The sequence below is a fragment of the Streptomyces sp. NPDC057654 genome, from assembly GCF_042800135.1.
In the GTDB taxonomy this organism is placed as follows: Bacteria; Actinomycetota; Actinomycetes; order Streptomycetales; family Streptomycetaceae; genus Streptomyces.
This window is the reverse complement of sequence record NZ_JBHVHQ010000127.1, coordinates 1-14104: the sequence shown is the minus strand read 5'-3', so window position 1 is coordinate 14104 and position 14104 is coordinate 1. Positions and strand designations below refer to the sequence as shown.

The window sequence follows — 14104 nt, the reverse complement described above, 5'->3', positions numbered from 1 at the left end:
ACTCAGCCCGCGGCCGATCGCGAAGTGGCGCTTAAATGGCCGGAGTTGGTGACATCCTGCCGGGCGGACATGGCGCGAACCGGTCCCGAGCGCCCTGCGGTGCGCTCAGCGGGTGTCGTTCAGAAGGCCGCTGATCCGGTCGTGGAGTGCGTGGAGTTCGGGCGGCATGTGGAGGCTCCAGCGGCCGGCCGCCTCGGCGGCCAGCTCACGGCTCCAGCGCCAGCTCTCGCGCGCCGCCGTCCGTACGTCGTGCTCGTGCGCGGGGCCGGTGGTGGCGGTATAGCGGGCGCGGTCGGCGGCGGGGAGGTCCTGTTCCAGGGCGCGGCTGGGGGTGAGCCAGTGGGCCGTGCTGTCGCGCAGGAGGCGGCAGAGCTGGAGCTGCTGGGGTGCGACGACGGCGTGCAGGAGGTTGTGGGCTCGGGCGGTCTCGCCGCGGGCCAGGACATGGGCGAGCATGAGCGTCCAGTTGGTCAGCTCGTCGACGCGCTGCCGGGCCGTCGCTACGGGCTCGGGCGGGCAAAACTCCGCCAGTCGCCGTGCCGCGCGGGTGAGCCGGCCGCCGCGGTCGAGCAGCACGGCGTCTTCGGGGCGCGGCAGGTGCACCATCCCCCGCCACGTCGACACCTCGTCGATGCCCGTGCCTGCTGCCGTGAGGTGGAACTCGCCGCGCATCAGGTCGTCGAAGACCACGGCGAGGATGCCGTACATGTTGGTGTACGCCAGCTTGAGCGGCGCGAGCTGCTCCAGGAAGGCCGGGCCGTCGAAGTCGGCGAGCCGGTCGTCCTGCACGTAGATGTACGCCTCGATGTCCGAGTGGGCGTCGGCCTCGCCCATCGTCCACGAGCCGTAGAGGAGGACGCCCTCCAGGCGGGGATCGGCGTGGGCGAGCTGCCGCAGGCGGGTGACGCGGGCGTCCAGGGTGGGACAGGCGGAACGCGTGTTCATGAGGGGGTGGATCCTCCTGAGATGGGCGTGCGCGCGCACGCCGACGGAGCCCGGCGCCTGCCGGGCGGATGCCGTGGACCGTCGCGGTCCGTCAGGAGAAGTTGCAGCACATGGTCGAGAGCATAGGGGACGCGGCCTCGGCCGCGGTGGCGGCGGTGGGCTGCCGGCCTCGTCGGGCCGCGGCGGCCCTCACGCAGGACCGCCGCGGTTCGAGCTGGGCGAGGCGGTACGTCAGCTCGGGCGGGGTTCGCCGCGGTAGGTGCCGAACGCCCACTTGTTGCCCTCGGGGTCGGCGATGGCGAATTCCCGGCTTCCGTACGACTGGTCCTCGATCTCACGGATGATCTTCACGCCGGCCTTGGTGAGCCGGGCGTACAGCTCGTCCACGTGGTCGGTGACGACGTACGCGCCGAAGGTGCCCGGCTTCACGCACCACTCGCCGTCGGGCTTGTAGGAGCCGAGCATCACGGCTCCGCCCTCGGGCCAGTCCAGCTGGGCGTGGGCGACGCGGCCGCCGTCCTCGTACACGGCCGTGCGCAGGAAGCCGACCGTGCCGACGAGGAAGTCGATGAGCGCGGGAGCGTCGTCGGCCTGGAGGGTGGGGAAGATCTCGGGGGTGCGGGTCTGTGCTGAGGTCTGCTGTGTGTCCATGGGTTCAGCCTCCGCCGTTGCGGTGCCCCCCGGCTTGGATATTCCGGCACTCTTCGGCGAGCCACGCGGTGGGGCTCAGGTCCGTGTACTGGTGGAAGTCGCGGACGAGGTGCGAATGGTCGTAGTAGCCGCAGGCCGCCGCCGTACGGGCCAGGTCGGGGCCGTCGCCCGCGGCGGTCGCCCGGACGATCCCCGCCTTGGCGTGCTCGAACCGCATCAGGCGGGCCGCCTGCTTGGGCGTCGCGCCGGTCTCGGCGCGGAAGAGGGTGCTCAGACGGCGTTCGCTCAGCGCGACGTGCGCCGCGAGCCCGCGCAGGGTGCCCGCGCCGCGGTGCCGGGCCAGCCAGGTCCATGCCTCGGCGACCTCGGGGCGCGGCCGCGGCCGGTCGCCGTGGGTCGCGAGCTGTTTCTCCAGATAGTCGGCGAGCGCGGCGAAGCGCGTGTCCCAGTCCGTCGCCTCGGTGAGCCGGCAGCGCAGGTCGGCGGCGCCCCGGCCGAGTACGTCCGGGCCGTGCGTGACGAGCTGTCCGGTCAGCTCGGCGGCCGGGACCCCGAGGAGGGCGCGGGCCGCGAGCGGGTGCAGGGCCAGCTGGATACCGGTCTCGTCATCGGGCTGTACGACATAGGCGGGGCTTTGGTGCAGGCCGCCCACGACGACGTCCGTGCTGATCGCGTCGGAACCCGTCGCCTGGTCCGGGGTGAAGCCGCTGACGACGGGGCCGTCCAGGGAGAAGATCAGGGTCAGGTAGGGGGAGGGCAGCCCTCGGTGCAGGGGGCGCGTACCCTCCCGACCTGGTCTTACGGCGCGGTAGCCGACCGCGGAGACCACGCCGCCCGGGAGGGGGCCGGCTCTCACGAATTCTTGCTTCGGTGCCACAGGGCCAGTATGAACCCTCGCTCTTATCGCCACGAATAGACCTTTATCGCCCCTGCCGGACTGCTGATTCAAGGCTCAAGATTCAAGGCTCAAGATTCGAGACCCAAGAATTCGAGAATCATGAGGAGCGGCGCAACCAGTCCTCGAAGCGGATCTCCGCCGGTCGGGCGCGGCCCTCGTCGGGGACGAGGCTGCGTTCCGCGAGTTCGGAGCCGTAGTAGCGGGCGTGCGGGTCGGCGACGACGGTACGCGGGTCGTGCCACGCGCGCAGCGCTTCCGCTACAAGCTCGTCGAAGCGGAACCGCTGGGGCCCGGCCACCTCGACCGTGCCCTTGAGCGGGGTCTCCACGACGGTCCGGGACACCGCTTCGGCGACGTCCTCGGCCGCCATGGGCTGGAAGAGCACGGGCGGTACGCGCACGGTGTCGCCGCTGGTGGCGGCGTCGGCGATGCCCTTGACGAACTCGAAGAACTGCGTCGCCCGGACGATCGAGTACGGGATCTGCCCCTGTTTGATCAGCTGCTCCTGGGCGGCTTTCGCCCGGAAGTAACCGTTGTCGGGCAGGCCCTCGATGCCGACGATCGACAGCGCCACGTGGTGCGCCACGCCCGCCGCGGCCTCGGCGGCCAGCAGGTTGCGGGTGGAGGCGGTGAAGAATTCCAGCACCGCCGACTCCTCGAAGGAGGGCGAGTTGGACACGTCCACGACCGCCTGGGCCCCGGTCAGCGCCTCGGCGAGGCCCTCGCCGGTGAGGGTGTCGACGCCCGTACCGGGCGCGGCGGGCACTGCCTCGTGCCCGCGATCGCGGAGTTTGCCGCACACCTTGCTGCCGATGAGGCCGGTGCCTCCGATGACCACGATCTTCACGTCGCGTACTCCTTTGGACGCAGTACTCGCCGGGTCGCGCCAGGGGAGGTTCCATTGTTCAGACCTCCGGCGGGCTCGGTGAGCGCCGATCCGGACACTTCCGCGGCAGCGGGCCGCGGTCGGCGCCCCGGCCGTGCCGCACGAGCGAGTCTCCGCGAGCGGCACGGCTGTCGGCGTCAACGCGTGGTGAAGGCTCCCCCGTTGACGTGCAGGGTCTGACCCGTGATGTGCCGGGCGCCCGGGGAGGCGAGGAAGTGGACCGTTTCGGCGATGTCCTCGACCGTTCCGGGGCGCTTGTTGTGCGTTTCCTCGACGAGCGCGCGGTAGCGGTCGTCGGCCAGGCCGCCCTGGAAGAAGTTGGTGCCGGAGATGTAGCCCGCGGCGATGACGTTGCTGGTGATGCCCTGGGGGCCGAGTTCGCCGGAGAGGGAGGCGTTCCAAGCGGCGAGTGCGGCCTTGGCCGCTCCGTAGGAGCCGCCCCGGCGTTCAGCCCCGATCGAGCCGATGCTGATGACGGAGCTGCCCGAAGTGAGCCTGGGGCGGAGCGCGGTGGTGGTCAGTACCGCGCTCAGCAGGTTCTGGGCCAGATTGGCCTGCCACTCGGCGAGCACCGCCTCCAGTTCCGGGCCCTCTCCGGCCGCCGGCTGGGGCAGCCCGCCGGCCGCGTTGACCAGGACGTCCAGGGTCTCGAACCGGTCGGCGAGCGCCGCGACCCGGCCGGGGTCGGTCGCGTCGCAGACCACGCCGTGCGCGCCGAGTTCCTTGGCGGTCCGTTCGACGGTGTCGGGGCGACGTCCGGTGATGAAGACCTCCGTGTGACCGTCCGCGAACTTCGCGGCGACGGCGCGGCCGATGCCACTGGTTCCTCCGGTGACGAGCACGGTGCGGGACAAAGGGACCTCCTGCTCTAGTACGTTTAGCCCTAAAGCTAGCAGGTCATACGCCGATACCCGGCTTCCCTGTGACAGGGCTGTTACGCGAAATAGGCTTTTCACATGGTCTGAAGTGATCTGGCCCTGATTGACTCAGCCGCATGCGCAACGTCCCTCTCGCCCTTCCCGCCGCCGCAGCCGTCGCCGGTGCTCTTCTTCTCACCGCTTGCGGATCGCAGAAGGCCGGCTCCGACTCACTGGGCGACGGCTCGGCGCACGCGGGAGGGGCCGGCTCCACCGGCCGCCCCAGCGCTTCCCCCTGCGGGGTCAGGCCCTCCGGCGCCACGGCCGCGGCCACCCCTCCGGCACCGATCGGAGACCCCGCCAAGCTGGAGAAGGACGGGGTCAAGATCACCGCCATGGGCGGCGGGAACGAGGCGTGCGCCGACTTCACAGTCACCAACCACGAGGCGAAAGCACTCACTTACACGGTCACCTTCACGTTCGCGTCGGAGACCGGAGAAGCCCTGACGAACACGGAGAAGGTCGTGCCGTCCGTAAAGCCGGGCCAGACGGTCAAGCGCACCGTCGTCGCGGACGACCGTCTCCCGGCGGGTCTGCACTCGGGCGGGCTGCGCCCTGACGCACGCGGCGGGGCACATGCCCAGATCACCACGGTGCGGAGCGTCCCCGCCGAGGAAGCGCCCTCCAAGGGAGGCGCCTGCCCGGCATCGGGTATGCATGTGTACGCCGATGACGGCGACGCCGCGATGGGGCTCCGCGCCGTCAGCATCAACTTGGTGAACTGCGGCGACCGGACCAGCCGCCTCAACGGCTACCCGGATCTCCAGCTCCTCGACGCGGCCCGCAAGCCCGTCGACAGCGTGCAGATCCTGCACGGCGGCGCCGCCATCTCCACCGGCACCGGAGCCGACGGCGCGCCGCGGCCACTGGCCCTGAAGCCCGGCGAACGCGCGTACGCCGTACTGGTCTGGCGCAACACCGTCGAGAACGGCGAACCCGTGAACGCCCCGTACGTACGGCTGCGGGCGAAGCCCGGCGCGGCCCCGGTGACGGTGACGCCGGAACTCGACCTCGGCACGACGGGGAAACTCGGCATCGGCCCGTGGAAGAAGGACGAGACACACCGGCCCGGCCCTGACGGACCCGCATGACCTGTTGGCCGACCTGCTGGTGAACCTACTGGTGAACTTGCTGGTGAACTTGCTGGTCAGAGCGATTGTCAGTGCCTGGTGTCAGGATCACCGGCATGGACGCGAAGACATTCGACTGGCGGCGCTTCCTCACTCGGTGGAGCGAGGAATGGGCCGGCGCCCAGGACGACTTGGACGAACTGGACGCGGACGACCTTGCCGCGCGGCAGCGCGCGTGGCTGGGCGCCGACCCTGCCTCCGAGGCGGACATCACCGCCATGGAGGCGCGGCTCGGGCACGAAATGCCGCCGTCCTACCGGGAGTTCCTGCGCGTCAGCGACGGCTGGCGAAACGCGGGCGGCTTCGTCTACGCGCTGGCCGGCACCCACCAGGCGCACTGGCACGAGGACGCGATGGGCCTCGGCGAGGACTGGGGCGGAGCGGAGAGCCCTGAGGAGGAACGCGCGCAAGTCGGACTGTGGTCGCGCGGGCTCCAGTTGGACGTCGAGTCGGATGCCACCTACGTACTCCTCGACCCGGGGGACGTGGGGCCGGACGGCGAGTGGGCGGTGCGGGTGTGGGCGTCCTGGCATGCTGAGCCCCCCGAGCGATACCCGTCGTTCGCCGCGTTCATGGTCGCGATGCACCAGGAGTTCCACCACCTTGAGGCCGGCCGGGACCGGCAAGCCGACGCCCCGGCGTTCGTCAACGAGACGACCCGCGAACAGGACGCAGCCGTGGCCCGCGCCAGGACCGCGGCGCTGCGCGGCCGTTACGAAGACGCTGCCCGGGTGCTGTTGGAGGCTCAGGAGTACGGTCGTCCGGGTGCGTCCGAGCTCCTTTATCAGATCAGGGAGTTGGGCGGAGTGGCTTGGTATGGCCATGCGAAGCCGCAACCCGACGACCCCCGCCTCATGGCCGAGCTGCTCTCGCTGTACGCAGCTGAACACCTCCATGGCCACCGCTCCAGGGACGACTGGTACTTCACCGACCCCGGTCACTTCCCCCGCACCGCACGATTCGCGGCGGACATCCTGCGCGAGATGAGCGGCGGAACGTACCGCTATCAGCCCGGCGGCAGGTTCGGCGAGGCGGTCGACGCGGCCCATGAGCTGGCTCGTTGGGGCGACACCGACGCCGCGTGGCGGAGCCTGCGCGCCGCGATCCCATGGTGGGAGCCGGTCGGTCCCGCCCACATCGCTCCGGTGGGCCTGCTCGCCGACCCCGTGCTCGCTCCCGTACTCACCGCCGAGCGGCGCCTGGAACTGCTGGCGACCCCGCGCGGCGGCGAGAGCGGCCCGGCTCCGGCGCCCGTTCCCGACCAGGATCCGGGCGGTCTGTCCTGGCTCGCACGCCCCGGTCAGCTGCGACCGGGCGGGATGTCCCCGGACGACTACCGGCTGATCCTGGTCGAAGGCGTCGCCCCGGACGCCCTGCCCACCCTCCTCGGCGCGTCGCCCGACACGACGCTCGCCCCGCCGCTGCGGCGTTGGGACCTCAGAAGACACCACTGTCCCGGTCGGCGGGTCTTCTCCAGCTACGACGACAAGTCGCTGCTCAGCGTCGGGCGGGCGGGGGCGGGGTGGAGTTTCGGATTCGACGGGGATCCGTCTTCTTTCTTCGCGGAGCGGTTCGTCTCCCCCGCTCTGCACGCCTCGGCCGGCGGCGGCCGGGCGATCGTGGTGTGGGGCGAGTATTCCTGTGACACCCCGTTCTTCCATCTGTCGGTCGCACGCGGCGGAACGCTGCTGTACGCGCTCACGGTGCGGGACGGGGTGGCCGAGGAAGCCCGCGGCGCCCTTCCCGCCGAACTTGCCCCGGAATCTCTCGGCTTCGGCACACCTGGCCTGGCCGCCCAGGCGGCCGCAGCGTTCCGCGCCCTGGACGCCGTCGCCGATCGGTACGGCGTCGCCGTGCCGCGCCTCGCCGTCAACGAGGGCAGACTGCACTCCTTCGAGTCGCGATCCTGGATACGCCCGCCCGGCCCCGGGGAGAACTACGCGACCATCACCATGGGCTGACGCGCGGACTCCGCTGCGGGCGCGGGCAGCCAGGCGCAGGCCGAACGGATCGATGACCGACCGGGTCACATCGGGTCGAGCGGGGTGAGGACGCCGAGGCGGTCCTCGATGGACTGGGCCGCCGCCAGGCACATGTCCTCGCGGAACGCGCGCCCGACGATCTGCACACCCGCGGGGAGCCCGTCGACGACCCCCGTCGGCACGGCTACGCCGGGCACGCCGACGAAGCTGGTCACGGTGCACAGGCGCATCGCCGAGCCGACCCGGTCCCGGCCGGCTTTGTCGCGCGACTCCAGCCCCGGCTCGACGGGCGGTTCGGTGAACGACGGGCCGAGCAGCAGCGGGTGGGCGTCGAGGAATTCGGCCCATGAGCGGCGGATGTTCAGCCAGGCGCCCATCAGTTTCATGAGTTCTTCGGCGGTCGCGGGCGGGGTGTCTTCCATCGCCGCGGCGATATAGCGGTCGCCGCCTTCGCCGAGCAGCTTGCGCACCGCGGGCCAGGTGGGGGCGAATTCGGTGACGGTGATCCGGCCGTACGCCTCCAGCGCCTCGTCCAGGCGCGGTACGTCCCCGACCTCGCGGACGTCGTATCCCGCGTCGGCGAGCGCGTCGGCGGCGGACGTGACCGCACCGCGAATGGCCGGGTGGACGCCGTGTCCGCCGGGGTCCGGCACGACGGCGACCTTCACCGGGCCGGGCAGCGGTTCGCCGTAGGCGGGTACCGGCACGGCCCTCGGGTCGCGCGGGTCGGCGCCGGCCAGCGCCTCGTACACCAGCCGCAGGTCGCCGACGCTCCGGGCCAGCGGGCCGTCGGTGACCAGCATCTGCGAGGCCGGTCCCGGGTCGTCCGGGCCGAAGGCGCGGTGATCGGCGGGAAACCGGCCCGTGGACGGCTTCAGCCCGGCCACGCCGCAGAACTGGGCCGGGATGCGCACCGAGCCGCCGGAGTCGTTGCCGAGCCCGATCGCCGCCATGCCCGTGGCGACGGACACGGCGTCTCCCCCACTGGTCCCGCCCGGAGTGCGGGTGCTGTCCCATGGGTTGACGGTGTCGCCGAACAGTTCGCTGCGGGTGTGCATGCCCGCCAGGATCAGCGTCGGCATGTTGCTGTGCCCGATCGGGATGGCCCCGGCCGCGCGCAGCCGTGCGACAGGGGGCGCGTCGGCCGGGGCGACCAGGGCGCGGAAGCGCTCCGTGCCGAATGTGGTGGGCACCCCTTCGACGGCGGTGCTCTCCTTGACCGTGAAGGGCACGCCCGCGAGCGGCCCCAGCGTCTCACCGGCTGCCCGTCGGCGGTCCGTCCGCTCCGCCGCCGTGCGCGCCTGCTCCGCCATGAGCTGCGTGACCGCGTTCACCTGGGGGTTGACCTCGGCGATGCGGTCCAGATGACTGTCGATCAGTTCGACGGCGGAGATGTCCGCGCGGCGCACCGCCGCCGCCTGCTCGGCGGCCGACATCGTCCACAGGGCGTCTTCCCGCATGGCCCTTCCCTTCCCGTTCACACATATCCCGTTCGCACGGTTCTCTGTCGCGCATCACGTTCTGATGCGCTTGCATCGGAACCGTACCCTGGAACTGATGCAAGCGCATCGAATAGAGTGTTCCGCGGCCGGGAGCGTCGCGAAACGATCGTGAGACCAGGAGGTCACCGGGGATGCCCAAGCAGGTGGATCACGCGAACCGACGCCGCCTCATCGCCGAGGCCGTCTGCCGCCTGGCCGACGAACGGGGCCTGGAGGGCGTCACCCTGCGCGACGTCGCGGCATGCGCCCAGGTGTCGATGGGCGCCGTTCAGCGGTGCTTTCGCACGAAAGAGGAAATGCTCGTGTTCGCCCTCGGGCACATCGGCGAGCGGATCGGCGAGCGCGTACGGGCCCGCCTCGTCAGGAGCCCGGCGCAGTCGGCCGGGACCAGGCTGGGGCACGCGGCCACCGAGGTCTCGCTGCTCCACGAAGACCACCGCGCCGAGGCCAGGGTATGGCTCGCCTTCGTCGCGCAGGCGGCTGTCAGCACAGCACTCGCCGAGACGCTGAAGTCCAACTACGCGGCCCTGCAAGAGGTGTTCGCGGGACTCATCTGGGAGGCATCGGAAGCGGCGGCCCCTGCCGCGAACGAGGGCAGCGCCGCCGCGCCCGTAGACGCACAGCGCGAGGCCCGCGCCCTCCTCGCCCTCGCGGACGGCCTCACCACACATGTCCTCATCGGCCACCTCGCCCCGCGGGAGGCCGAGGACGTCCTCCACGCGCACCTGGCGGACCTCTGGGAACGCCCGGCCCGTACGGCGATGGACCGTAAGACGGACCGTAAGGCCCCCTAGGGGATATCACCCATGACGAATGTCATCGGTGGGTGATGCGCGATCTCACTGCCCGACCCCCGTGGCCGCCGCCGACCATGGGCCGTATGACAGAGAAGACCAAGACCGCCCTCGCCTTTCGCGTCGAGGACCTGACCCATCCGCGCAGCCTCAAGGCGCTGCGCGGCACGAAGCGTCTCGCCGGCGGATACCTCGCCATCAGCGTGATCACTCTCGCCGCCATCATCGTGATGCGCGACGACGCGTCGGTGGTGAACGACGCCGTCTGGGTCCGCGGGATCATCGTCGTCGCCAGCGCCCTGCTGACGTTCACCTTCGCCGCCCGCACCGCGCGCGGTTCCCGCGGCGCGTTCCGCAGGCTGCGGATCGCCTCGGGCGTCATGGTGGTGGCCATCGCGTGCATCATCGCGCTGCCCGGCACGTTCCCGGTGTGGATGAAGATCGAGCAGGGGGTCTGCGGGCTGGCCCTGCTCGGTCTCGTACTCCTGGTGAACGGCCGTCATATGCGGACGCTGTTCGCCGCCGAGTGACCCGGGCAGGCCGGGTGAGCCGGGTAAGCCGGGTGAGCGGATCCGTACGAGCGGCACGAGCGCGCGACGGCCTCTGCGGCGGCGCGGGACCGGAACCGGGATCGCGCCGAAGCGGCGGTGTTAGCGTTCCTGCCATGGACAACACCGGGAAAGAGCCGGTGAGCGGCGGTCCGGAGGGCGACTCGCTGCGGTGGGCTCGGGGGTGGCGGCGCATGGTCCTGGCCGCCGGAATGCTCGTCTACCCGTGTGCGACGGCGGTCGGGGCGGCGCAGTACGCGACCGGCGCGGGCGCCGTCGCCGGATATGTGATCGTGGCCGTCTTCTGCTGCTGCTACGTGCTCGCCGCCCTCTCCGCGGCCCAGCGCGCCTGGCGCCGCCTCGGGGCGCTGCTCGGGATCATGACGGCGTTGTTCGTCGCCGAGCTGCCCGTCGCCAGGGAGTACGCCTTCTTCCTCTGCGCCGTGGTCGTGTCGTTCGCCGCCGCGTTCTTGAAGCGGCACGCGGTGCTGGTCGTGGCGGCCGGGGCGCTCGCCGCGCTCGTCGTGCCGTGGGCGGTGCGCCCGTGGCACGGCGGGCCCGGCTGGTTCGAGGCGATCGCCGTCGTCTTCACGGCCATGACGGTGTACGGGTTCTCCGAGATCGCCGTCGCCAACCGCGCACTGCTGGAGGCGCGCGCGGAGGTCGCCCGGCTGGCGTCGGAGGCCGAACGGGCCCGGATCGCGCGCGATCTGCACGACCTGCTCGGCCATTCGCTCACGGTCATCACGGTCAAGAGCGCCCTCGCGCGCCGGCTGACCGCGAGCGGCTCCCCTCGGTCGCTCGACGAGATCACGGAGGTGGAGACCCTGTCCCGGCAAGCGCTGACCGACGTACGGGCCGCGGTGTCCGGCTACCGGGACGTGACCCTCGCGGGCGAGATCGCGCGCGGCCGGGAGCTGCTGCGGGCGGCGGGCGTCCTGGCCGACCTGCCGACGGCCACCGACATGGTCGCCGGAGCGCACCAGGAGCTGTTCGGCTGGGTGGTGCGCGAGGGCCTGACCAACGTCGTACGCCACGCGCACGCCGCCCGGTGCACGGTCGCCCTGTCGGCGTCGCACGTGGAGATCCGCGACGACGGCGTGGGCGGCGCCGGCGTCACCGGCAACGGCCTGGCCGGTCTCCGGGAACGGGTCGCGGCGGCCGGCGGCACCGTGGCCGCCGGGCCGCTGGGGCCGGACGGCGGCTGGCGGCTGCGCGTAACCCTCGACTCGACGGACGGTACCCCGGCATGACGATCCGACTGCTCCTCGCCGACGACCAGGAGCTGATCCGCAGCGCGCTGTCCGCGCTCCTGGAACTGGAGGAGGACTTCCAGGTCGTCTGCTCCGTGGGCCGGGGCGACGAGGTCATCCAGGCGGCCCGCGAACACCGGCCCGATGTGGCCCTGCTCGACATCGAGATGCCGGGCCTGGACGGACTGGCCGCGGCGGCGGTGCTCGCGGCCCAGGTGCCGGACTGCCGCGTGGTGATCCTGACGACGTTCGGGCGCGCGGGCTATCTGCGTCGGGCGATGGAGGCCGGCGCCGTCGGCTTCGTCGTGAAGGACGCCCCGCCGGAGGCGCTCGCGGACGCGATCCGCCGGGTGGTGAAGGGGGAACGCGTCGTCGATCCGGCCCTGGCCGCCGCGACCCTGGCGGCGGGCGAGTCCCCGCTCACCGCTCGGGAGCGCGATGTGCTGAATGTGGCGCGTTCCGGCGCAAGCGTGGCCGAGATCGCCGCCAAGCTGTACCTGTCCGAGGGGACGGTCCGTAACTATCTCTCGGCGGCGATCGCCAAGACCTCGGCTCACAACCGGATGGAAGCGCTGCGCGTCGCGGACGAGCGCGGGTGGCTGTAGCGGGGCGAGCCCGGTAGGCGGCTGCGGCGACTTCGGCGGCTATGGCTGGGAGCGAGGGCCCCGCTCCCCCGAGTCCGCTGCGGGACCGCCCCTGGTCCGCCGCTGGTCCGCCGCTGGTTCAGTGGCCCTTCTGCTGGTCCTGCATCTCCTTGAACACCTTGATCAGGTCGGCGGTCTCATCGGCCGGCGGAACCTGCACCGCGGCCTTGGCGCCATAGTCGGAGTAGTCCGCGGTGAGGCGGATCGCGCCGCGCGGCGTCTTCATCCGTATGTCCATCTTCACCGGGTAATCGTCGCTGTTGACCCAGGCGTCGTAGTCATAGTTCTCGATACCCGTCTTCTTCACGTTCGCGATCAGCTTTTCGCGCTGCTGGGGCGTGAGGGCTTCGACGTTCTTGTTGGACTTGAGCGCGGTCTCGACCGGCAGCGCACCCTTGTAGTGCTCGGCACGCCGGCCGCCGACGTCCTCGGAACCCACATACTCGATGTTCGGCGCGCTGAGCAGTATCGCCAGTTGCTGGGCCGGGTCCTGGTTCATGTCCTCCAGGCCGGCGGTCATCTGCTTCAGTGCCTGCGCACCGGCGCCGGACTCCTTCGCGGCGGCCATCAGATCGACCTTGGCCCATTTCTTGCCGCCGAGGTCCTCGGGCTTCCCCTCGACGTACATGACGTTGTCCACCCAGATCATGTGCGTCTTGCCGGCCTGACCGGCCCCCGACCCTGTGGCATTGTCCCCCACGTTCACGTCCATGATCGTGGGGTTCCATCCCATGACGCCTGAGACCTTCGTGTCGCCGCCGCCTTTCATCGCCGCCGGCATCGACTGGGTCATCACGACCTTCGCGGACTTCGCCGCCGACGTCTTCTTGTACGCGGCCGTGATCGCTTGCACCGCGGTGCGCTTGTCCGCGCCCTGCCGGGGGCCCTGGCCGTCCGTGTCGGCCTTCTGGGTGCTCGCGGCCTTATCGGCCTTGTCGCCCTTGTCCGAGTCGCCCTGACATCCCGTCACACCCACCAGCACCGCCACCGCCGCCAGCGAGACCCCCGCGCGCCCCATCGTGCTCTTCCGCATGCCCCACCCTTTTTGTCTCTTAAAACTGTCTATGCCACGCACAGTAATGCATTGGTCTGACATCCCACGAGGCAATAACGGCCGCTCAATCCGGCCGGCTGGCCGGAGGAACTCCTCACCGCCCTGCACCGGCAGGTGTTCCTGATGGCGTCGATGGGCTGCGTCGTGGACCTCGTCACCGGCCGGGCGGACGCCCTGGTGATCGCCGGTCCGCCGATGGGCTACTGGGACGTGGCTCCCATGCCCGTCATCATGTCGGAGGCGGGCGGCCGGGTGACCGACCTGGGCGGTGGGTCCGTGTTGACGGGCGACATGACGGTGCTGGCGACGAATGGGCCGCTCCACGGAGCGATCCTGGACCTGGTCGAAGGGCTGCCGCGAAGCCGCGACTTGTACGCCCTCGACGACGGTGTGCGGCACGGCGGCGGGCGGGCGCCGACACAGAGGTGATGGGATCGAGCCGCCGCACCGGGGCGCGCCGGGCCCTCGGCCGGGGCAGGCTCAGAGGCTGACGCCGATGAGCGTCAGGGTGGGGACGGCCGTGCCGAGGAGGCTGAGGGTCCAGTACCGGGCCGGACGGAGGCGGGTGCGGCGGGCGATCGGCCGGTTGGCCGCCCACCAGAGGAAGCCGCAGAGGGCGACGGGGAGTCCGAAGCCGATGAGGACGACGCCGAAACCGTCGTTCTCCTCCGGCGCCGGGTGCACCCACGTCGCCGCGATGTAGTAGAGCAGGTAGATCGGGACGATGGCGGGCACGCCGAGCAGCAGATTGACGCCGAGCGCCGCGTACCAGCGTCCGATCATGGCTCCCCTCTCCCCCTCGCCCTCGTCTCGTTCCCAAAATCTTGTGCCGGTGAGAGTAACCGACGGCCGGGGCGGTATTAATTTTTGTGCCTGGCCTCGTCGTGTACTTTTTGTTTG

General features: G+C 71.2%; 15 protein-coding genes. 7 read left to right on the top strand and 8 right to left on the bottom strand.

The genetic code is table 11. The features are described from left to right. Positions 1-105 precede the first annotated feature (105 nt). The 5 genes from ACFU99_RS13085 to ACFU99_RS13065 all read right to left on the bottom strand — a co-directional run bounded on the left by ACFU99_RS13085 (position 106) and on the right by ACFU99_RS13065 (position 4234). Positions 106-945 (bottom strand): nucleotidyltransferase domain-containing protein, encoded by an 840-nt coding sequence (locus ACFU99_RS13085; protein WP_384390109.1) that lies wholly within the window; start codon positions 943-945, stop codon positions 106-108. Between the two features lie 231 nt (positions 946-1176). Beyond that, complete coding sequence (locus tag ACFU99_RS13080) at positions 1177-1596, bottom strand: VOC family protein (RefSeq protein WP_384390105.1); 420 nt, start codon at positions 1594-1596, stop codon at positions 1177-1179. A 4-nt stretch (positions 1597-1600) separates the two neighbouring features. After that, positions 1601-2473, bottom strand: a complete 873-nt coding sequence (locus tag ACFU99_RS13075) for a helix-turn-helix domain-containing protein (RefSeq protein ID WP_384390102.1) — start codon at positions 2471-2473, stop codon at positions 1601-1603. A 118-nt stretch (positions 2474-2591) separates the two neighbouring features. Continuing rightward, positions 2592-3341: an SDR family oxidoreductase gene (locus ACFU99_RS13070; protein WP_384390099.1), complete on the bottom strand. Its 750-nt coding sequence runs from the start codon at positions 3339-3341 to the stop codon at positions 2592-2594. A gap of 176 nt (positions 3342-3517) precedes the next feature. Then, positions 3518-4234 (bottom strand): SDR family NAD(P)-dependent oxidoreductase, encoded by a 717-nt coding sequence (locus ACFU99_RS13065; protein WP_384390096.1) that lies wholly within the window; start codon positions 4232-4234, stop codon positions 3518-3520. 140 nt (positions 4235-4374) lie between these two features. Between ACFU99_RS13065 and ACFU99_RS13060 the strand changes: the two genes are divergently transcribed. Beyond that, positions 4375-5388 carry a DUF4232 domain-containing protein gene (locus ACFU99_RS13060; protein ID WP_384390093.1) on the top strand — a complete coding sequence of 338 codons (1014 nt, stop codon included), beginning with the start codon at positions 4375-4377 and terminating at the stop codon, positions 5386-5388. A gap of 95 nt (positions 5389-5483) precedes the next feature. Next, the gene (locus ACFU99_RS13055; RefSeq protein ID WP_384390090.1) at positions 5484-7388 is read left to right on the top strand and encodes an SMI1/KNR4 family protein; all 1905 of its coding nucleotides are present in this window, start codon (positions 5484-5486) and stop codon (positions 7386-7388) included. A gap of 65 nt (positions 7389-7453) precedes the next feature. Here the strand turns inward: ACFU99_RS13055 and ACFU99_RS13050 are convergent, their stop codons facing one another. After that, a complete protein-coding gene (locus ACFU99_RS13050) occupies positions 7454-8869 on the bottom strand; it encodes an amidase (protein WP_384390087.1) in 1416 nt (471 codons plus the stop codon). 173 nt (positions 8870-9042) lie between these two features. Here ACFU99_RS13050 and ACFU99_RS13045 point away from each other — a divergent pair, with 173 nt between their 5' ends. From ACFU99_RS13045 to ACFU99_RS13030, 4 genes are all read left to right on the top strand, one after another. Beyond that, a complete protein-coding gene (locus tag ACFU99_RS13045; protein WP_384390084.1) occupies positions 9043-9705 on the top strand; it encodes a TetR/AcrR family transcriptional regulator in 663 nt (220 codons plus the stop codon). Between the two features lie 86 nt (positions 9706-9791). After that, the gene (locus ACFU99_RS13040) at positions 9792-10235 is read left to right on the top strand and encodes a hypothetical protein (RefSeq protein ID WP_384390081.1); all 444 of its coding nucleotides are present in this window, start codon (positions 9792-9794) and stop codon (positions 10233-10235) included. Positions 10236-10369: 134 nt separating this feature from the next. Beyond that, complete coding sequence (locus ACFU99_RS13035) at positions 10370-11506, top strand: sensor histidine kinase (protein ID WP_384390078.1); 1137 nt, start codon at positions 10370-10372, stop codon at positions 11504-11506. Then, complete coding sequence (locus ACFU99_RS13030; protein WP_384390075.1) at positions 11503-12111, top strand: response regulator; 609 nt, start codon at positions 11503-11505, stop codon at positions 12109-12111. Before ACFU99_RS13035 ends, ACFU99_RS13030 begins: the two co-directional genes overlap by 4 nt. A gap of 118 nt (positions 12112-12229) precedes the next feature. Here the strand turns inward: ACFU99_RS13030 and ACFU99_RS13025 are convergent, their stop codons facing one another. Continuing rightward, positions 12230-13246 (bottom strand): hypothetical protein, encoded by a 1017-nt coding sequence (locus tag ACFU99_RS13025; RefSeq protein WP_384390073.1) that lies wholly within the window; start codon positions 13244-13246, stop codon positions 12230-12232. Positions 13247-13306: 60 nt separating this feature from the next. On the opposite strand from ACFU99_RS13025, the gene ACFU99_RS13020 reads away from it, so the two are divergent. After that, positions 13307-13633 (top strand): inositol monophosphatase family protein, encoded by a 327-nt coding sequence (locus tag ACFU99_RS13020; RefSeq protein WP_384390112.1) that lies wholly within the window; start codon positions 13307-13309, stop codon positions 13631-13633. 51 nt (positions 13634-13684) lie between these two features. Here ACFU99_RS13020 and ACFU99_RS13015 read toward each other — a convergent pair whose 3' ends face one another. Further along, positions 13685-13987 carry a hypothetical protein gene (locus tag ACFU99_RS13015; RefSeq protein ID WP_384390070.1) on the bottom strand — a complete coding sequence of 101 codons (303 nt, stop codon included), beginning with the start codon at positions 13985-13987 and terminating at the stop codon, positions 13685-13687. Positions 13988-14104: the final 117 nt, after the last annotated feature.